The following is a 19604-nucleotide window of genomic DNA, read 5'->3' on the forward strand; positions in this document are numbered from 1 at the left end:
GCGCCCCGGGGAGGGACGCGGGGAATCGCGTGATCTCGCAAAAGCCAGGCTGGCCGGCGGTGACTGCTCACCGCCGGCCAGCCTGGGAACCGCTTTACGAGCGCGGCTTCTCGCGCATCTCGTACGTCGCGATGACGTCGTCGACCTTGATGTCGTTGAAGTTTCCGAGGTTGATACCACCCTCGAAGCCTTCGCGGATCTCGGTGACGTCGTCCTTGAAGCGACGCAGCCCGGAGATGTTGAGGTTCTCCGCGATGACCTTGCCGTCGCGGACGAGGCGCGCCTTGGTGTTGCGCTTGACCTCGCCCGAGCGGACCAGGACACCGGCGATGTTGCCCAGCTTGGACGACTTGAAGACCTCGCGGATCTCCGCCGTGCCGAGCTCGACCTCCTCGTACTCCGGCTTGAGCATGCCCTTGAGGGCCGCCTCGATCTCCTCGATGGCCTGGTAGATCACCGAGTAGTACCGGACGTCGACGCCCTCGCGCTCCGCCATCTGCGCCGCGCGGCCCGCAGCGCGGACGTTGAAGCCGATGACGATGGCGTCGGAGCCGGTCGCCAGGTTGATGTCGGACTCGGTGACCGCACCCACACCGCGGTGCAGGACACGGATGTCGACCTCGTCGCCGACGTCGAGCTGGAGCAGCGAGGACTCGAGAGCCTCCACCGAACCGGACGCGTCGCCCTTGATGATGAGGTTGAGTTCCTGCACCAGACCGGCCTTGAGGGCCTCGTCCAGGTTCTCCAGGGAGAACCGGACACCCCGGCGGGCGAAGTTGGCGTTGCGCTCGCGCGCCGCGCGCTTCTCGGCGATCTGACGCGCCGTGCGGTCCTCGTCGACGACCAGGAAGTTGTCGCCGGCGCCCGGGACGTTGGTGAGACCGAGGACGAGGACCGGGGTCGAGGGACCCGCCTCTTCCACGTTCTCGCCCTTGTCGTCGAGCATCGCGCGGACACGGCCGTACGCGTCGCCGACCACCATGGTGTCGCCGACCCGCAGGGTGCCTCGCTGGACCAGGACGGTCGCGACGGCACCGCGGCCGCGGTCGAGGTGGGACTCGATCGCAATACCCTGCGCGTCCTGCTCCGGGTTGGCCCGCAGGTCGAGCGAGGCGTCCGCGGTCAGGACCACGGCCTCCAGCAGGCTCTCGATGTTGAGGCCCTGCTTGGCGGAGATGTCGACGAACATCGTGTCGCCGCCGTACTCCTCGGCCACCAGACCGAACTCGGTGAGCTGACCGCGCACCTTGGTCGGGTCGGCACCCTCGACGTCGATCTTGTTGACCGCGACCACGATCGGCACGTCGGCCGCCTTGGCGTGGTTCAGCGCCTCGATCGTCTGGGGCATCACACCGTCGTTGGCCGCCACCACGAGGATCGCGATGTCGGTCGACTTGGCACCACGGGCACGCATGGCGGTGAACGCCTCGTGACCCGGGGTGTCGATGAAGGTGATCCTGCGCTCTTCGTCGTTGACCTGGGTCGTGACCTGGTACGCACCGATGTGCTGGGTGATACCGCCGGCCTCGCCCGCGACGACGTTCGTCTTGCGGATGGTGTCGAGAAGGCGGGTCTTACCGTGGTCGACGTGACCCATGACGGTCACGACCGGCGGACGCGCGACGAGGAACTCCTCGCCACCCTCGTCCTCGCCGAACTCGATGTCGAAGGACTCGAGCAGCTCGCGGTCCTCCTCCTCCGGGCTGACGATCTCGATGACGTAGTTCATCTCGCCGGCGAGCAGCTGGAGGGTCTCGTCGGAGACGGACTGCGTGGCAGTGACCATCTCGCCGAGGTTCATCATCACGGCGACGAGCGACGCCGGGTTGGCGTTGATCTTCTCCGCGAAGTCGGTGAGGGAGGCACCGCGCGACAGGCGGACGGACTGTCCGTTGCCGCGAGGCAGCATCACGCCGCCGACCGACGGGGCCTGCATGGCCTCGTACTCCTGGCGCCTCTGCCGCTTCGACTTGCGACCGCGACGCGCCGGACCGCCGGGACGGCCGAACGCACCCTGCGTGCCACCACGGCCACCGGGACCACCCGGACGACCGCCGAAGCCGGGACGACCGCCGCCGCCACCACCGGGACCACCCGGACGACCGGCGAAACCGCCGCCACCGCCACCGGGACCACCGGGACGACCGGCGAAACCGCCACCGCCGCCACCGGGACCGGCCGGACGACCGGCGAAGCCGCCGCCCGGACGACCGCCACCGGGACCACCGGGACGACCGCCGCCGGCACCCGGACCACGGCCACCGGGGCCGCCGCCGGGACGCGGGCTGCCCGCGGCAGGACGCTGCGGCATCATGCCGGGGTTCGGGCGGTTACCGCCCGGACCGCCGCCGGGACGCGGGGCCTGCGGACGGGGCATGCCGCCCGGGGTGGGACGGGCACCGCCCGGACCGCCCTGCGGACGCGGAGCGCCGCCGGGACCGCCCTGGGGACGGGGAGCACGGTCCTGGCCGCCCGCGCCCTGCGGACGCGGACCACCGGGGGCACCGGCGCCACCGGGACGCGGGGCACCACCCGGACGGGGCGCCTGCGGGCGCGCCATGCCGGTGGAACCACCAGAGGTGAACGGGTTGTTGCCCGGACGGGGACCGGCCGGACGGGCACCCGGACGCGGGGCCTGGCCGCCGGGACGCGGGGCGCCCTGACGGTCGCCGCGCTCGGGACGGTCGCCGCGCTCGGGACGGTCACCACGGCCCTGGCCGCCCTGGCCGGGACCACCGGCGGGACGGGCACCGGGACGCGGAGCCTGGCCGGCGGGACGCGGGGCGCCCGGACGGGGACCCGCGGCGGGAGCCGACGGGGCCTGCGGCGCGACCGGCGCCGACGGGGGCGCCGTGAACTCGGCCGCGACCGGAGCCGGAGCCGCCGGAGCGGGCTTCGGGGCCGGCTTGGGACCCGGAGTCGGGCGCGGGCCCGGAGCCGCCGGGGTCACCGGAGCGGCCGCGGGCTTCTCGGCCACGGCCGGCTTCGGGGCCGGCGGGCGCGGGGCGGCCGGACGGGCAGCCTGCGCCGGGGAGGGGGCGCCCGGCTTGACCGGGGCAGCCTTGCGGGGGGCGGGCTTGCCGCCACCGTTGCCCTGCTGGAGGGCATCTGTCAGTTTGCGTACGACGGGGGCCTCGATCGTCGAGGACGCCGAACGGACGAATTCACCGAGTTCTTGGAGCTTGGCCATGACGACCTTGCTCTCCACGCCGAACTCCTTGGCGAGTTCGTATACCCGGACCTTAGCCACTTCGCTCCTTTTAGGTCCGGGTCTGCGTCCGGACCGTCGCTACTTCATGGGCGTACTCATCGCGTGCTCATCGAGTGCTCATCGCAATCTCGACCTACTTCCAACTCGCGGAATACCAGGGCCGCACGGGGGTTCCGTACGACGCTTCTTACGGTGCTGCCTGCTCGACGTAGAGGCGCAACGCCGCTGTGTCGAGCGGTCCCGGAGCGCGCAGCGCCCGTGGGATCGCCCGGCGGCGGACCGCCAGATCGAGACAGACCGGAACGGGATGCACGTACGCACCCCGACCAGGCAGCGTACCGCGATGATCGGGGACACCTTCACCCTCGATCGCCACGATGCGCAGCAAGTCTCTCTTGGCCGCTCGCTCCCGGCACCCCACACAGGTGCGTTCAGGGCATGCGCGGGCTCGCGTCCGGCCAGACACTCTTAAGTCTACCTCCCCGTACCGACCTCACCCCTTTGGGGCATGAATCGAACGGTTGTTGTCGTGATGTAAGCGATGCGCGGGCCGGATCTATTCCCGGTCTATTCCCCGCGCCGCTCGTCGCGCCGCTCGTCGCGCTGCCCGTCGCGCTGCCCGTCGGGCTGCTCGGTGTCCGGACGGATGTCGATCCGCCAGCCCGTGAGACGGGCGGCGAGGCGGGCGTTCTGGCCCTCCTTGCCGATCGCCAGCGACAGCTGGTAGTCGGGCACCGTCACGCGCGCGGAGCGGGCCGCGAGGTCGACGACCTCGACCTTGGAGACCCGGGCCGGGGAGAGGGCGTTGGCCACCATGTCCGCCGGGTCGTCCGACCAGTCGACGATGTCGATCTTCTCGCCGTTCAGCTCGGCCATCACGTTGCGCACCCGGCCGCCCATCGGGCCGATGCAGGCGCCCTTGGCGTTCAGACCGCTGCGGTTGGACCGGACGGCGATCTTCGTGCGGTGGCCGGCCTCACGGGCGATGGCGGCGATCTCGACGGAACCGTCGGCGATCTCCGGCACCTCCAGCGCGAAGAGCTTCTTCACGAGGTTGGGATGCGTACGGGACAGGGTCACGGACGGACCGCGGACGCCCTTGGCCACCCGTACGACGTACGAGCGCAGGCGCAGGCCGTGCTCGTAGGTCTCGCCGGGGACCTGCTCCTGCACCGGCAGGATGGCCTCCAGCTTGCCGATGTCGACGAGCACGTTCTTCGGGTCGCGGCCCTGCTGGACCACACCGGTGACGATGTCGCCCTCGCGGCCCGCGTACTCGCCGAGGGTCGCGTCGTCCTCGGCGTCCCGCAGGCGCTGCAGGATGACCTGCTTGGCGGTGGTCGCGGCGATCCGGCCGAACCCCGAGGGGGTGTCGTCGAACTCGCGGGCCTCCTGCCCCTCCTCCAGGTCCTCGGGGTCCTCCTTCGCCCACACGGTCACGTGACCGGTCTCCCGGTCGAGTTTCACGCGCGCGCGCCGGCGGCTTCCCTCGGTGCGGTGGTAGGCGATGAGGAGGGCCGACTCGATCGCCTCGACCAGCAGGTCGAAGGAGATCTCCTTCTCCCGCACCAGACCCCGCAGGGCACTCATGTCGATGTCCACGGCTACGCCTCCTCTTCCTTCTTGTCCTTGCGGTTGAACTCGACCTGGACGCGGGCCTTGACGATGTCCTCGAAGGCGATCCGCCGGGCGGTGGGCTTGCGCCCCTTCACGCCCGGCACCTCGACATCGAGACCGTCGTCCTCGACCAGCAGGATCCTGGCGAGCAGTTCGCCGTCCTCCGCCAGCTGGAACTTCACCAGGCGGTCGGTGGCGCGTACGTAGTGACGGTGCTCCTTGAGCTCGCGCTCGGCACCGGGGGTTCCGACCTCGAGGGTGTATTCACCCGAACCCATCACGTCGGTCTCGTCGAGCTTCGCCGAGAGCGCGCGGCTCACATCGGCGATCGCGTCCAGGTCGGCACCTTCGTCCGAATCCACGACGACGCGCAGTACACGCTTGCGGCCTACGGACTCGACTTCGATCTCTTCCAGGTCGAGGCCCTGGGAGCTCACGAGCGGATCCAGGAGTTCTCGAAGCCTCTCGCTCTGGGTCGTGCTCATCCGGGTGACTCCTCGGCCGCGTGTGCTGTTGTGTGTTGGTCGCGTGTCAGCTCAAAGGGTATCCGGTCGCGGGGGGTGTTGCCGTCCACCGTGCGGGGGTGCCCGCACGGACGGGTGCCTGCGGGGCTGGGTCGAACGGGGCCGGAGACAGTTGGAGGAGAGCCGCTGGGCCGTGATCGGCCGATGCGCGGGTACCGTGATCACGGGCAGTTCGCCCATACATTCGTACGAGCCCTCCGAGGACGCCTGCCGTGTCGTTCCCTCTGCCGTCGCGCACCCCGTCGGGTCCGCGCCGAAGGACCCTGCTCGCGGCCGCCGCGGGCGCCTTCGCGCTCGCGGGCTGCTCCGCCGCTCCCGAGTCGTCCGGCGACACCACGGGCGGCAGCCCGTCGCTCGCGGACCGGGCCCGCGCGCGTGCGGTCCGCGACAGCATGACGCTCTCCGACCGGTACACCGCGGTGATCGCCGCCCATCCGCAGCTGGCGGAGCGGCTCGGGCCGCTGCGGGCGGAGGTCGTCCGGCACGCGACGGCGTTCGGGGGCGGCAGCGCGGGGGCGTCGGGGTCCCCGACGGGGTCCGCATCGGCGTCGGCATCGGTGTCCCCGTCCTCGTCCCCGTCCGCCTCCTCGTCGGCTTCGGAGTCGGCGTCCGCTTCGGCTTCGGCTTCGAGTTCGGCTTCGAGTTCGGCTTCGGCCGGTGTGGCGGCCCGGCCCAAGGACGCGCTCGCAGACCTCGCCTCCGCCGAACTGAAGCTCGCGGACGAACGGACACAGGCCTTGGTCGACGTCCCCGGCGAACTCGCCCGGCTGCTCGCCTCCGTGGCGGCGGCCGGAGCGGCCCACGCGTTCCTGCTGACGAAGGCGGCGAAGTGAGCAAGCGGAGCAAGACCGAGGAAGCCGAGCTGAGGGCCCTGCAGGCCGCGCTGGGCGCCGAGCACGCGGCCGTCTACGGCTACGGCGTCGTGGGCGCCCGGATCGGCGCGGCCCGGCAGTCGGACGCCCGGTCGGCGTACGACGCCCACCGGGCACGGCGGGACGAACTGACGCGCGCGGTCAAGGACATGGGCGCCGAGCCCGAGGCCGCGTCGGCCGCGTACATGCTGCCGTTCCCGGTGACGGACACCGCCGCGGCCATACGGTTCGCGGCCGAGCTGGAGGAGCGCGTCGCCGACGTCTACTCCGACCTCGTGCGCGCCGCCGCGGGCGACCGGCGGCGCATGGCGGCCGGGGCGCTGCGCGAGGCCGCGGTCCGCGCCGTGCGCTGGAGCGGCGAGAGCGTAGCCTTCCCTGGGCTCGCCGAGCGGGCGGCCACCCCGTCCGCCACGGCGCCCTCGCCGACGTAACGCGACCTGGAAGGGAACACCTCGCGCATGGACTCGCGCATGGCCTTCGAACCGCCGCAGCGCCTTCTCCGGGCGCTCGGCGAGACCCGCCGGAGCGGGCCGGAGGGCGCCGACGAGGCCGACGCGTGGCTGGAGAGCCTGCCCGAGCTGGCCCGGCGGGCCGTCGGTCTGCGCGAGCTGACCGTGGAGCGGGTGCAGGCGCCGGGCGGGCGCAGCAGTCTGGTCGTCCTGGTGCGCCGGGCCGACGGCACTCCCGCCGTGCTGAAGCTGGCGCCCGAGCGGGCGCGTCCGGAAAGCGAGCGGGCCGCGCTCGCCCACTGGGACGGCCGCGGCGCGGTCCGTCTCCTCGACGACGACGCCCATGAGGCCTCCGGCGACGGTGGCGTCCTGCTCCTGGAGCGGCTGCACCCGGACGTGTCCGTGCGGTCGCTGCCCGAGGCGAAGGCCCTGCTGGAGGCGGCGGGAACGCTGCGGCGGCTGTGGGTCGAGCCACCCGCCGGCCCCCACTTCGAGACCGTCGCGGAGCGGACCGGGCGGCAGGCCGAGGCCATGCGGGCCACAGCGGCCGACGCGGGTTCCGGGGCCGAGGTCCGGGCCCTGGTCGACGCGGCCCTCGCGGCGCGCGAGGAACTGCTGGCCGGACCGCCGGAGGCACGGCTGCTGCACGGCACGTTCCGGCAGAGCAAGGTGCTCGCCGCCGAGCGCGTGCCCTGGCTGGCCGTGGGGCCGGACCCGGTGGTCGGCGAGTGCGCGTTCGACCTGGCCCGGCTGGTCCGCGACCGGGTGGAGGACCTCATCGCGTCGCCGTCGGGAGCGTCGATCACCCGGCGGCGGATCAAGCGGCTCGCCGAGTCCCTGGAGGTCGACCAGGCACGGCTGCGCGGGTGGACCCTGTTCCGCGCCGTCGAGTCGGGCGTCCGGGCGGCCCGGGTCGGGCGCGCCCAGGACGCCGAACTGCTCCTGGAGTTCGCCGGCTGGCTCTGAGGACCGGGCGGCCGGGTCCGTGGTCGTACTGCCCCCTGGGCGGCGGACGGCGCGCGTGAGGAGCCCTCGGCGGAGCCTCGCGGGGCAGAAGGCGGGGCCGAGCCCCGAAGAGGCCGGGTTGCGGCGTGCCCCGGGCGCCTCCGGAACAAGCCGGGCGACGCGCCCCGTACCCCCGGAAACGATCGAGCGGGACCCGGCACCCCGGAAACGGCCGAGCGGCGCCCCGCGCCCTCCGGTGAGGAGGCGGGGCGCCGCTCGGATCGTCGGTCACGCCGTCAGGCGGGCGATCGCCTCGTCGACGGTCAGTTCCTCGCGCTCGCCGGTGCGGCGGTCCTTCAGCTCCAGGACGCCCTCGGCCGAACGGCGGCCCGCGACCAGGATCTTCGGGACTCCGATGAGCTCCGCGTCGGTGAACTTCACGCCCGGGGAGACGCCCGCACGGTCGTCGACCAGGACGCGGACGCCCGCGGCGCCGAGCTTCTCGGACACGTCGAGCGCCAGCTCGGTCTGCAGGGCCTTGCCCGCCGCGACCACGTGCACATCGGCGGGAGCGATCTCCTTGGGCCAGCACAGGCCCTGCTCGTCGGCCGACTGCTCGGCCAGCGCGGCCACCGCGCGCGAGACGCCGATGCCGTACGAGCCCATGGTCACGCGGACCGGCTTGCCCTGCTGTCCGAGCACGTCGAGGCCGAAGGTGTCGGCGTACTTGCGGCCGAGCTGGAAGATGTGGCCGATCTCGATGGCGCGGTCCAGCTTGAGGCCGGCGCCGCACTTCGGGCAGGGGTCGCCCTCTTCCACCACGACGACGTCGAGGTAGTCGTCGACCTCGAAGTCGCGGCCGGCCACGACGTTCTTCGCGTGCGTGTCGGCCTTGTTGGCGCCGGTGATCCAGGCGGTGCCGGGGGCGACGCGCGGGTCGGCGATGTAGCGGACCTTCTCCAGGCCCTGCGGGCCGACGTAACCGCGTACGAGGTCGTCGCGGCCCTCGAAGTCCTCCGCCGTGACGAGCTCGACGACGGCCGGGGCGAGGTGCTCGCCCAGCTTGCCGAGGTCGACCTCGCGGTCGCCGGGGACGCCCACGGCCACGATCTCGCCGTCGATCTTGACCAGCAGGTTCTTCAGGGTCGCGGAGGCGGGCACGCCGAGGTGCTGCGCGAGCGTCTCGATGGTCGGGGTGTCGGGGGTGGCCAGTTCCTCGACCGCGCCGTGCTCCTCGGAGACGGGCGTGAGCTTGAAGGTCACGGCCTCCGTGTTGGCGGCGTAGTCGCAGGCCGGGCAGTCCACGAAGGTGTCCTCACCGGCGGGGGCGGGCGCGAGGAACTCCTCGGAGGCCGAGCCGCCCATGGCGCCGGAGACGGCGGACACGATGCGGTAGTCGAGGCCGAGGCGCGCGAAGATCTTCTGGTAGGCCTCGCGGTGCAGCCGGTAGGACTCGGCGAGGCCCTCGTCCGTGATGTCGAAGGAGTAGGAGTCCTTCATCTGGAACTCGCGGCCGCGCAGCACACCGGCGCGCGGACGGGCCTCGTCGCGGTACTTCGTCTGGATCTGGTAGAGCATGACCGGCAGGTCCTTGTACGAGGCCACCTGATCCTTCACGATCAGGGTGAAGATCTCCTCGTGCGTCGGGCCGAGCAGGTACTCGGCGCCCTTGCGGTCCTTGAGGCGGAACAGCAGGTCGCCGTACTCCTCCCAGCGCGCCGAGGCCTCGTAGGGCTCCTTGGGCAGCAGGGCCGGCAGGAGGACCTCCTGGGCGCCGATCGCGTCCATCTCCTCGCGGACCACGCGGGAGATGTTGTCGAGGACCTTCTTGCCGAGCGGCAGCCAGGTCCAGATGCCCGCGGCGTTGCGGCGCACGTAACCGGCGCGCATGAGCAGTTTGTGGTTGAGCGTCTCGGCGTCCGCCGGGTCGTCACGCAATGTCTTGACCATCAAACGGGACATGCGCTGGACCTGGGCCATGATTCTCGACTCCTGCTGCGTAAGGGTGATGTCTGGAGGTTAGCCGGGCAGCGGCCGTCCCCGGAAATCCATTAGGGGTGTCGCAGCGGAAGGGGGGCGCCCATGACGGCGTACGGCTTGGGTGCGCTGGGGAACAGGACCCGCCGTGCGAGGTCCTCGTAGCCGAGGGAGCGGTACAGCCCGCGGGCCGGGCTGTCGAAGTCGATCGCGGAGAGGATCGAGCGGGGTTCGGCCGCCGTGTCCGTGATCGCGGTGATCAGGGTGCGGCCGACGCCCCGGTTCTGGAAGCGGGGGTGGACGTGCAGTTCGGTGATCACGAAGGAGTCGTCGAGCCAGCCGTCGTGGCCCTGGGCGCGCAGATACGGCTCGACGACGGTGGACCACCAGTGCGCCCGGTCGTTGGGCATTCCGTAGACGAAGCCCACGAGCCGCCCGTCGGCGGTGGTGGCGCCGAGCGCGCGGGCGCCCGGGTAGGTCAGGTGCCGCAGCACGATCTGGCGCCGTACGGCGATCTCGTCGGCACCGAGCCCGAAGGCGAGCGCCTGCACGGCGAGCGCCTCGTCGACGCGCGCGGCGAGATCCAGCGGGCCGATGACCACGTCGTCGGACTGGCGGTGGCCGTGACCGGGAAAGCGCAGCATGCCGGGAGACTACCTGGCGGACCGTGGGACGCGTGAGGTCCCGACGGGCCCGTGCCGGACGTCAGAACAGGACACTCATGAACGCGCCGGCCTCCTGGAAACCGACGCGGCGGTACGTCGCCCGCGCCGCCGTGTTGAAGTCGTTGACGTAGAGGCTGACGACCGGGGCGACATCGGCGAGGGCGTAGCGCAGCACGGCCGCCATGCCGGGGGCCGCGAGCCCCCGGCCGCGGTACTCGGGAGCCACCCACACCCCCTGGATCTGGCAGGCCTCGGCGGTCGCTGCGCCGATCTCCGCCTTGAAGACGACCTTGCCGTCCCGGTCGAGGCGGGCGAAGGAGCGGCCGGAGCCGACGAGTTCCGCCACCCGGGCCTGGTAGAGCAGGCCGCCGTCGCCGGCCAGCGGGGAGACGCCGACCTCCTCGGTGAACATGGCGACGCAGGCCGGCATGATCGTTTCCATCTCGTCCTTGCGCATGCGGCGGACGTAGGGATCCGGGGTGATGCCGGCGGGCAGCCGGTCGGTCACCATCAGCGGCTGGTGGGCGCGGATCTCGCGGGCCGGCCCCCAGCTCGGTTCGAGCAGCCGCCACAGCTGGGCGGTGGCTTCGGCGGGCCCGACGATCGAGGAGCAGCGGCGGCCGCTCCTGCGGGCCCGGTCGGCGAATCCGCGTACGGCGCGCTGGGTGGCGCAGATCGGGACGAGGTTGGCGCCCGCGTAGCAGAGGGACTGCAGCATGCCGTCCTCGTACCAGCCCCACATCTCGCCGCCGAGCCGCCACGGGTCGAGCCCGGCGACCTGTACTCGGGAGGTGACGAAGGCGTTCGCCACCGGCTCGCGGCCGAGGACGGCGAGCGCGGCGTCCAGGTCACTCGGTTCGAGGACCCTGGTGGTGGTCTGGGTCAACACGTACGGGGGCCTCACCCTGGGATCTGCTGGTCTCCGCACTGTACCTGGCGTGGTTGTGCCCCGCCGCCCCTCGTACCGGCGGAACGGTCCCTCCCCGGACCGCGCGATCCGGCTCCGGCCGGCCGGGCAGAGCCGGGCCGGGCAAGGCGGGGGAAGCGGGGCGCGGGGCGGCCGGGCGGGCGCCCGGTGAACCGTCCGCCCCGCCGGGGTGCGCGGTCAGCGGGCCACGAGCTGCTGGCCGCCGTCCACGTCGAAGGTCGCCCCGGTGAGCGCTTCGTTGACCATGATGTGGACGGCGAGGGCGGCGACGTCCTCGGGGCCCACGACCCGGCGGATGGGGAGCGTCCGGCGCAGTTCCTCCCGGCGTTCTTCGAGCCGGTCGCCGAGGAGCGAGGCGGACAGGGGGGTGTCGACGAATCCGGGGGCGATGAGGTTCGCCCGGATCGGCGCGAGTTCGAGGGCCAGGTTGGCGGTGAGGGCGGGCAGGGCCGCGGTCATGGCGGTCACGATCGACATGCCGGGACCGGGCCGGCGGCCGCCGGTGCCGCCGATGAAGATCAGGGTGCCTCCGGCCCGCACCTTGTCACGGCTGCCGAGGGCGACGCCGAGGGTCATGGACAGACGCTGGGCGAACGCCCGGCTCGCGTCGTCCACGTCCATCCCGTCCAGGGGCTGGTAGGCCGGGCTCCCCGCGGTGAGCAGGATGTGGTCGACCGGGCCCGGCAGGTCCTCGAAGAACTCCGCCAGGCGGACGGTGTCGCTCGCGTCGAACGCCGCGGTACCGACCGGCTGGAGTTCGAGCGCCGCCTCCTCCAGGCGTTCCGGGTTCCGGCCGACCAGCACCAGACGCCCGCCGCCGGCGCGCACCTGCCGGGCCGTCTCCCGTCCGATGCCCGCGCTCGCCCCGATCACGACGACCGTCTGGTCGGCGATGCCCGGCCCGCGAGGCGTTCCCCGCACTTCTCGGTCAGCGGTCATGGTGTGCCTCCCCGGCCGTACGGTCCGGCCGTGCCGTCCGGCCGTGCGGTCGTCCGGTCGCGTGAGAGGGGCCGCTGCGCGCTGCCCCTCGCCCGTGCCTGCGGAAAACAGCGTCGGTCCGTCTCGTCCGGCGCCCCGCCCCATCGTCGCCCACGAACCCGGCGCGCGCCTGTCGGCGCACCCCCGCGCCCGGGGGCACGGGGGTGGAACCCGCCTTCGGCACGGGGCCGGGATGCGGGGCCCTGGACACGGGCCCCAGGAAGCGAAGGACGCTGGGCCCCAGGACACGGAGGACGCCGCCGGGACACCGCGGCGCGGAGGCGCGGAGGCGCGGAGGCGCGGAGAACGTCGAGGCGCGGGGGCGTCGAAGGGGCGCCGGAACGGCGCGAGGCCCCCGGGTTCCCGTGCTCTCCCGGGGATCCCCGTCGGTCCGGTGCCGGATCGCGGGGTTCGGGGGATGCCTGGGGCCCGGGGGCCTCGTACAGAGCCGCTGGGGGCGTCAGCCCGCCACGGACACCGACGGCTCGCCGGAGGCGACTCCGTCGGCCTCCATCTGCTCGGCGAGCTTCATCGCCTCTTCGATCAGGGTCTCGACGATCTTCGACTCGGGGACGGTCTTGATGACCTCGCCCTTGACGAAGATCTGCCCCTTGCCGTTGCCGGAGGCGACACCGAGGTCGGCCTCGCGGGCCTCGCCGGGACCGTTGACGACGCAGCCCATGACGGCGACGCGCAGCGGGACCTCCATGCCGGTGAGGCCGGCGGTGACTTCCTCGGCCAGCTTGTAGACGTCGACCTGGGCGCGGCCGCAGGACGGGCAGGAGACGATCTCCAGGCCGCGCTGGCGCAGGTTCAGCGACTGGAGGATCTGCAGGCCGACCTTGACCTCCTCGACCGGCGGGGCCGACAGGGAGACGCGGATGGTGTCGCCGATGCCCTCGGAGAGCAGGGCGCCGAAGGCGACGGCCGACTTGATGGTGCCCTGGAAGGCGGGGCCGGCCTCGGTGACGCCGAGGTGCAGCGGGTAGTCGCAGGCGGCGGCCAGCTGGCGGTAGGCGTTCACCATGACGACCGGGTCGTTGTGCTTGACCGAGATCTTGATGTCCCGGAAGTCGTGCTCCTCGAAGAGGGAGGCCTCCCACAGGGCGGACTCGACGAGCGCCTCGGGCGTCGCCTTGCCGTACTTCTGGAGCAGCCGCTTGTCGAGCGAGCCCGCGTTGACGCCGATCCGGATCGGGGTGCCGGTGTCCTTCGCGGCCCGCGCGATCTCCTTGACCTGGTCGTCGAACTGCTTGATGTTGCCGGGGTTGACGCGCACGGCCGCGCAGCCGGCCTCGATCGCGGCGAAGACGTACTTCGGCTGGAAGTGGATGTCCGCGATGACGGGGATCTGGGACTTCCTGGCGATCGTGGCGAGCGCGTCGGCGTCGTCCTGGGTGGGGCAGGCGACGCGCACGATCTGGCAGCCGGACGCGGTCAGCTCGGCGATCTGCTGGAGCGTGGCGCCGATGTCCGACGTACGCGTGGTCGTCATCGACTGCACCGAGACGGGTGCGTCTCCGCCCACGGCGACGGTCCCGACCTGGATCTGCCGGGTCTTGCGGCGCTCGGCCAGCTTGGTCGGAACGGACGGCATGCCGAGAGAAATCGCAGTCATCTGCTGTGCAACCCCAAGTTGTGGATCAAGGTCCCGGAAATCGTGGGCTCCGGGGTTCGAGATTATGGTACGGGCGCACCATCGGGCACATCACGCCCCGGGCGTTCAAACCCACTCGATGGAAGATGGCCGGACACCCAGGGTGCCCGGCCACCGTCAACGTCGTACGACCAGCCGTACGGTCAGTTGTACGACTATGAGATCTTCACGGGATTGACCACGTCCGCGATCAGGACGAGGACCGTGAAGCAGACGAAGATTCCCGCCACCACGTAGGCCACCGGCATCAGCTTCGCCACGTCGAACGGGCCCGGGTCGGGGCGTCGGAACACCCTCGCCGTGTGGCGCCGCAGCGACTCCCACAGGGCCCCGGCGATGTGCCCGCCGTCGAGCGGGAGCAGCGGGAGCATGTTGAACAGGAACAGGGAGAGGTTGAACCCGGCGACCAGCAGGAGCATCATCGCGACCTGCTGCGACGCGGGGATGTCCAAGGTGAAGACATCGCCGCCGATACGGGCCGCGCCCACCACGCCCATCGGGGAGTCGGCCTTGCGCGGGGCGTCGCCGAAGGCCGCGTTCCACAGGTCGGGGACCTTGCCGGGCAGCGACACCAGGGACTCGACGCCGTTCTGCATCATGTCGCCCATGCGGGTCACGGACTGGCCGAAGGACTGCTGGACGATGCCGGAGGCGGGCGTGAAGCCGAGGAAGCCGGCGTACACGTACTTGCCCTCGACATAGCCGCCGTTGCCGTCGGTCTTGCTCACCTGGTTCTTGATCAGGTGGGCCTTCAGGTCGAGCTGCCGTCCCTTGCGCTCGACGGTGATCGTGACGTCCTTGCCGGGGTTGGCACGGATGTCGTCCTGGAGCGCCGACCAGTCACCGACCGCCTTGCCGTCGAACGCGACGATCTTGTCGCCGCCCTTGAGGCCGGCGGCCCTGGCGGGTGCCGCCTGGTCGTCCCGGGCGCACTTCGTGCGGTTCTCGCTCTGCTGGATGACGCAGTCGGAGACCTTGCCGACCGTGGTGGTCTGGGTCTGGACGCCGAACGTCATCATCACGCCGAGGAAGATCGCGACGGCGAGCACGAGGTTCATGAAGGGACCGGCGAACATCACGATCACGCGCTTCCACGGCTTGCGCGTGTAGAAGAGGCGGGTCTCGTCCCCGGGCTGCAGTTCCTCGAAGGCGGCCGACCGGGCGTCCTCGATCATGCCCCGGAAGGGGGACGTCGAGCGGGCCTCGATCCGGCCGTCCGGGCCGGGCGGGAACATGCCGATCATGCGGATGTAGCCGCCGAGCGGAACGGCCTTGATGCCGTACTCGGTGTCGCCCTTCTTGCGCGACCAGATGGTCGGGCCGAAGCCCACCATGTACTGCGGCACCCGGATGCCGAAGAGCTTGGCCGTCGAAAGATGTCCCAGCTCGTGCCACGCGATCGAGATCAGCAACCCGAGCACGAAGACGACTATGCCGAGGATCATCATCAGGGTCGTCATGCACGAGCCTCCGCGGTTGTCGTCTGTGCCGTCAGTTCACGGGCCCGGGCACGCGCCCAGGTCTCCGCTTCGAGGACGTCCGCGAGGGTCAGGGAAGTTCCCGTGCGCGGTGTGCCGTGTTCCTCGACGACCCGGGTGACGGTCTCCATGATCCCGTTGAACGGCAGTGTGCCGTTCAGGAACGCGTCCACGCACTCCTCGTTGGCGGCATTGAACACCGCCGGGGCCGTACCCGCGAGCTGCCCCACGTGCCGGGCGAGTCCCACCGACGGGAAGGCGTCGTCGTCGAGCGGGAAGAACTCCCAGCTCGACGCCTTCGTCCAGTCGAAGGCGGGCGCCGCGTCCGGGACGCGCTCGGGCCAGCCGATACCGATGGCGATGGGCCCCCGCATGTCGGGGGGCGTCGCCTGGGCCATCGTCGAACCGTCCGTGAATTCCACCATCGAGTGGACATACGACTGCGGGTGCACGACCACCTCAATGCGGTCGAAGGGAATGTCGTAGAGGAGGTGCGCCTCGATGACCTCCAGTCCCTTGTTGACCAGGGTCGCGGAGTTGACGGTGATGACCGGGCCCATGGCCCAGGTGGGGTGCGCGAGGGCGTCGGCCGGCTTCACGTCCGCCAGCTCCGCCTTCGTACGGCCGCGGAACGGGCCCCCGGAGGCGGTCACGACCAGCTTGCGCACGTCCGCGCGGGTGCCGGAGGCCAGCGCCTGGAAGAGGGCCGCGTGCTCGGAGTCGACCGGGATGATCTGGCCCGGCTCGGCCAGCGCCTTCACCAGCGGGCCGCCGACGATGAGCGACTCCTTGTTGGCGAGCGCGAGGGTGCGGCCCGCCTCCAGCGCGGCGAGGGTGGGCGCGAGGCCGATGGAACCGGTGATGCCGTTGAGGACGGTGTGGCAGTCGGAGGCGGCGACCTGGGTGGCCGCGTCGGGTCCGGCGAGTATGCCGGGAAGGGTCTCACCGGGTGCGTAGCGGGCCGCGAGGGCCTCCCTGAGCGCGGGGACGGCGTCCTCGCGCGCCACGGCGACGGTCCGTACCCGCAGCCTGTGGGCCTGCTCGGCGAGCAGGTCGACCCTGCCGCCGGCGGCGGACAGCGCGGTGACCCGGAACCGGTCGGGATTGCGCAGCACGAGGTCGATGGCCTGGGTGCCGATCGAGCCGGTGGATCCGAGGATCACGACATCCCGGACTCCGTCCACGGGGTCGAAGACGAGATGCGGGTCGGCGAGGGGGGCTGGACTGTCGCTCATCCCCCCATTGTGGCCGCATCGCGTCCGCCGGAAGACAGGGCGTCCCTCATTCCCGCCGTCTCCCGCCGTGGCCGGTGACGCCCGGGCGTATCGAGGGGCCTCGGCGGGGAGCGGGCGTCCCGTACGGGTCGCGGTGGGTGCTGCCCGCCCGCGCGGGTGGTGCCGTGACCGGCCGCGCTACTGATCCGCAGGTCAGCGCTTGCGGCGGCGCCGGGACGCGGGTTTCGACGGCCGGCGGCGGCCGCGCGCGGACGGTCCGCCGGGAGGTCCGGAAGCCGCCGGCGCGGTCCCGGGCGGCGGCGCGGGGGCGAACGCGCCTTCGACCACGCCGTCGGCCGTGTCGAGCGTCGGCGCGGTGAACAGGAGGCCGTCGGCGCGGTCGGGGCGTTCCAGGACCCGGGGGGCCGGGGCGGCGGTGTCGAGGTTGAAGACGTAGCCGACGGACTCCTCCTTGATGGCGTCGGTCATGGCCCCGTACATGTCGTAGCCCTCGCGTTCGTACTCGATGATCGGCTCGCGGCCGAGCGTCCAGCGCAGCCCGATGCCTTCGCGCAGGTAGTCCATCTCGTAGAGGTGCTCGCGCCACTTGCGGTCGAGGACGGACAGGACGACGAGGCGCTCCAGGTCGCGCAGGGCCGCGGAGCCGAGGCGCGTCTCGCGTTCGGCGTAGCGGGCGCGGATGTCGTCGGTGACGGCCTCGACGATCCGTTCGGTGGTGAGGTCGCCGCGGCCGCCGTGGCGGTCCTCCAGCTCCTCGATCGTGATCCCCACGGGGTAGAGCTGCCGGAGCGCGCCCCACAGCCGCTCCAGGTCCCATTCCTCGCCGAAGCCCTCGCCCGTCTCGCGCTCGATGTACGCCCGGACGGTGTCCTCCATGAAGTGACGGATCTGTTCGCTCAGGTCCTCGCCGGCCAGGACGCGGCGCCGCTCGGCGTAGATGAGCGTGCGCTGCCGGTTGAGGACCTCGTCGAACTTCAGGACGTCCTTGCGCGACTCGAAGTGCTGCTGCTCCAGCTGCGCCTGGGCGGAGGCGATGGCGCGGGTGACCATCTTGTTCTCGATGGGGACGTCGTCGGGGACGTTCGCCATGGACATCACGCGGTCGACGACGTTGGCCCGGAACAGCCGCATCAGGTCGTCCTCCAGGGACAGGTAGAAGCGGGAGGCGCCGGGATCGCCCTGCCTGCCGGAGCGGCCGCGCAGCTGGTTGTCGATGCGCCGCGACTCGTGACGCTCCGTGCCGAGGACGTACAGTCCGCCGAGGGACGTGACCTCGTCGTGCTCGGCGGCGGCCGCGGAGGCGACCCGGTCGAGGACCCTGGTCCGCTCCCCCGGGTCCGCGTCCTCGCCCGCCTCGGCGAGCGCCATCGCCTCCGGGTTGCCGCCGAGCATGATGTCGGTGCCGCGGCCCGCCATGTTGGTGGCGACGGTGACGGCGCCCCGGCGTCCGGCCTGGGCGACGATCTGGGCCTCGCGCCGGTGGTTCTTGGCGTTGAGGACCTCGTGCCGGATGCCCCGGCGGCGCAGCAGCGCGGAGAGCACCTCGGACTTCTCCACGGAGGTGGTGCCGACCAGGACCGGCTGGCCGAGCCGGTGCCTCTCCTCGATGTCGGCGAGGATCGCGGCGTACTTCGCCTGCTCGGTGCGGTAGATCTGGTCGGGGTCGTCGCACCGGACCATGGGCCGGTTGGTGGGGATCGGGACGACGTGCAGCTGGTAGATCGTGTGGAACTCGGCCGCCTCGGTCATGGCGGTGCCGGTCATGCCGGCGAGCTTGCCGTAGAGGCGGAAGAAGTTCTGCAGGGTGATCGTGGCGAGCGTCTGGTTCTCGTCCTTGATCGTGACGCCCTCCTTGGCCTCGATGGCCTGGTGCAGTCCCTCGTTGTAGCGCCGGCCGGCGAGGATGCGGCCGGTGTGCTCGTCGACGATCAGCACCTCGCCGTCCACGACGACGTAGTCCTTGTCCCGCTTGAAGTGTTCCTTGGCCTTGAGGGCGTTGTTGAGGTGTCCGATCAGCGGGGTGTGGTCGGACTCGTAGAGGCTGTCGATGCCGAGCTGGTCCTGGAGGTACTCGACACCGGGGTCCAGGATCGACACGGTGCGTTTCTTCGGGTCGTACTCGTAGTCGTGCCCGGTCCGCAGCACGGCGAGGCGTTCCTTGTCGGCCGGGCTGATGAACTGCTCCTCCTGGACTCGTACGCCGTCCATGTGCCCGGCGAACGCGGCGAAGGCCTCGTACCAGTGCGTCGGCTGGTCGGCCGGGCCGGAGATGATCAGCGGGGTGCGCGCCTCGTCGATGAGGATCGAGTCGGCCTCGTCGACGATCGCGAAGTGGTGCCCGCGCTGCACGAGTTCGTCCTGGGACCAGGCCATGTTGTCGCGCAGGTAGTCGAAGCCGAACTCGGTGTTGGTGCCGTAGGTGATGTCGCAGGCGTACTGGGCCCGGCGTTCGGCGGGGGTCGAGTCCGCCCTGAGGACGCCGACGGTCAGTCCGAGGAAACGGTACGCGCGTCCCATCCACTCGGCGTCCCGGCCGGCCAGGTAGTCGTTGACGGTGACGAGGTGAACGCCCTCGCCGGCGAGGGCGTTGAGATAGACCGGCAGGGTGCCGACGAGTGTCTTGCCCTCCCCGGTCTGCATCTCGGCGATGTGGCCGAGGTGCAGGGCCGCGCCGCCCATGATCTGTACGTCGAAGTGGCGCATGCCGAGGACGCGGCGGGACGCCTCGCGCATCGCGGCGAAGGCTTCCGGCAGCAGGTCGTCCAGGCTCTCGCCGGCGGCGAGACGCGCCTTGAACTCCGGTGTGAGCTCCTGGAGTTCCGTGTCGGTCAGGGCCCTGAACTCCTCGTCCAGGGAGCCGACCTGGGCGGCGAGGTGTTCGAGGCGGCGCAGCATGCGGCCCTCGCCCGCCCGCATGATCCTGCCGGTGATGGCCTCGAACCCTTTACCTGACATGGGAAGTCCCTCGCAGTCCGGCACGGCCGGTGCGGGGAGGACCTCCGGGGCGTCGTGGTGGAGGTCCCCGTCCGCCGCCTTCGTTCATTGTCGGCGCCCTGCTTCGGCGCGGC

General features: G+C 71.7%; 15 protein-coding genes. 3 read left to right on the forward strand and 12 right to left on the reverse strand.

The annotated features are described in order from the left end of the window. Positions 1 to 94: 94 nt before the first annotated feature. From infB to rimP, 4 genes are all read right to left on the reverse strand, one after another. Entirely contained in the window at positions 95 to 3250 is a 3156-nt protein-coding gene (gene infB / locus ACH4S8_RS24460) for a translation initiation factor IF-2 (RefSeq protein ID WP_398397422.1), read from the reverse strand. A gap of 148 nt (positions 3251 to 3398) precedes the next feature. Continuing rightward, complete coding sequence (locus tag ACH4S8_RS24465) at positions 3399 to 3677, reverse strand: YlxR family protein (protein ID WP_339131938.1); 279 nt, start codon at positions 3675 to 3677, stop codon at positions 3399 to 3401. Positions 3678 to 3778: 101 nt separating this feature from the next. Then, entirely contained in the window at positions 3779 to 4813 is a 1035-nt protein-coding gene (gene nusA / locus ACH4S8_RS24470; protein WP_398397425.1) for a transcription termination factor NusA, read from the reverse strand. Positions 4814 to 4815: 2 nt separating this feature from the next. Continuing rightward, positions 4816 to 5313 carry a ribosome maturation factor RimP gene (rimP, locus tag ACH4S8_RS24475; RefSeq protein ID WP_398397427.1) on the reverse strand — a complete coding sequence of 166 codons (498 nt, stop codon included), beginning with the start codon at positions 5311 to 5313 and terminating at the stop codon, positions 4816 to 4818. 251 nt (positions 5314 to 5564) lie between these two features. Between rimP and ACH4S8_RS24480 the strand changes: the two genes are divergently transcribed. From ACH4S8_RS24480 to ACH4S8_RS24490, 3 genes are read left to right on the forward strand one after another with little or no spacing between them, the layout of a single operon-like run. Continuing rightward, on the forward strand, positions 5565 to 6185 hold the full coding sequence (locus ACH4S8_RS24480; RefSeq protein ID WP_398397429.1) for a hypothetical protein: 621 nt from the start codon (positions 5565 to 5567) through the stop codon (positions 6183 to 6185). After that, positions 6182 to 6655, forward strand: coding sequence for a ferritin-like domain-containing protein (locus ACH4S8_RS24485; protein WP_398397431.1), 474 nt, complete (start codon positions 6182 to 6184; stop codon positions 6653 to 6655). Before ACH4S8_RS24480 ends, ACH4S8_RS24485 begins: the two co-directional genes overlap by 4 nt. Before the next feature lie 39 nt (positions 6656 to 6694). Then, positions 6695 to 7639 (forward strand): aminoglycoside phosphotransferase family protein, encoded by a 945-nt coding sequence (locus ACH4S8_RS24490; protein ID WP_398398043.1) that lies wholly within the window; start codon positions 6695 to 6697, stop codon positions 7637 to 7639. Between the two features lie 267 nt (positions 7640 to 7906). Here the strand turns inward: ACH4S8_RS24490 and ACH4S8_RS24495 are convergent, their stop codons facing one another. From ACH4S8_RS24495 to secA, 8 genes are all read right to left on the reverse strand, one after another. Continuing rightward, a complete protein-coding gene (locus tag ACH4S8_RS24495) occupies positions 7907 to 9598 on the reverse strand; it encodes a proline--tRNA ligase (protein WP_398397434.1) in 1692 nt (563 codons plus the stop codon). A gap of 71 nt (positions 9599 to 9669) precedes the next feature. Beyond that, positions 9670 to 10239, reverse strand: a complete 570-nt coding sequence (locus ACH4S8_RS24500; protein WP_398397436.1) for a GNAT family N-acetyltransferase — start codon at positions 10237 to 10239, stop codon at positions 9670 to 9672. A 61-nt stretch (positions 10240 to 10300) separates the two neighbouring features. After that, entirely contained in the window at positions 10301 to 11149 is an 849-nt protein-coding gene (locus tag ACH4S8_RS24505; protein ID WP_398397438.1) for a GNAT family N-acetyltransferase, read from the reverse strand. 216 nt (positions 11150 to 11365) lie between these two features. Then, on the reverse strand, positions 11366 to 12127 hold the full coding sequence (locus ACH4S8_RS24510; protein WP_398397440.1) for an SDR family oxidoreductase: 762 nt from the start codon (positions 12125 to 12127) through the stop codon (positions 11366 to 11368). Between the two features lie 499 nt (positions 12128 to 12626). Then, a complete protein-coding gene (ispG, locus tag ACH4S8_RS24515) occupies positions 12627 to 13784 on the reverse strand; it encodes a flavodoxin-dependent (E)-4-hydroxy-3-methylbut-2-enyl-diphosphate synthase (protein ID WP_361682992.1) in 1158 nt (385 codons plus the stop codon). Between the two features lie 194 nt (positions 13785 to 13978). Beyond that, on the reverse strand, positions 13979 to 15283 hold the full coding sequence (locus ACH4S8_RS24520) for a M50 family metallopeptidase (protein ID WP_398397443.1): 1305 nt from the start codon (positions 15281 to 15283) through the stop codon (positions 13979 to 13981). Beyond that, positions 15280 to 16536, reverse strand: a complete 1257-nt coding sequence (gene dxr / locus ACH4S8_RS24525) for a 1-deoxy-D-xylulose-5-phosphate reductoisomerase (protein ID WP_398397445.1) — start codon at positions 16534 to 16536, stop codon at positions 15280 to 15282. The genes ACH4S8_RS24520 and dxr overlap by 4 nt, the downstream gene beginning before the upstream one ends. Positions 16537 to 16728: 192 nt before the next feature. Next, complete coding sequence (secA, locus tag ACH4S8_RS24530) at positions 16729 to 19491, reverse strand: preprotein translocase subunit SecA (RefSeq protein ID WP_398397447.1); 2763 nt, start codon at positions 19489 to 19491, stop codon at positions 16729 to 16731. Positions 19492 to 19604 lie beyond the last annotated feature (113 nt).

The organism is Streptomyces sp. NPDC021080, from assembly GCF_044333225.1.
Taxonomy (GTDB): domain Bacteria; phylum Actinomycetota; class Actinomycetes; order Streptomycetales; family Streptomycetaceae; genus Streptomyces.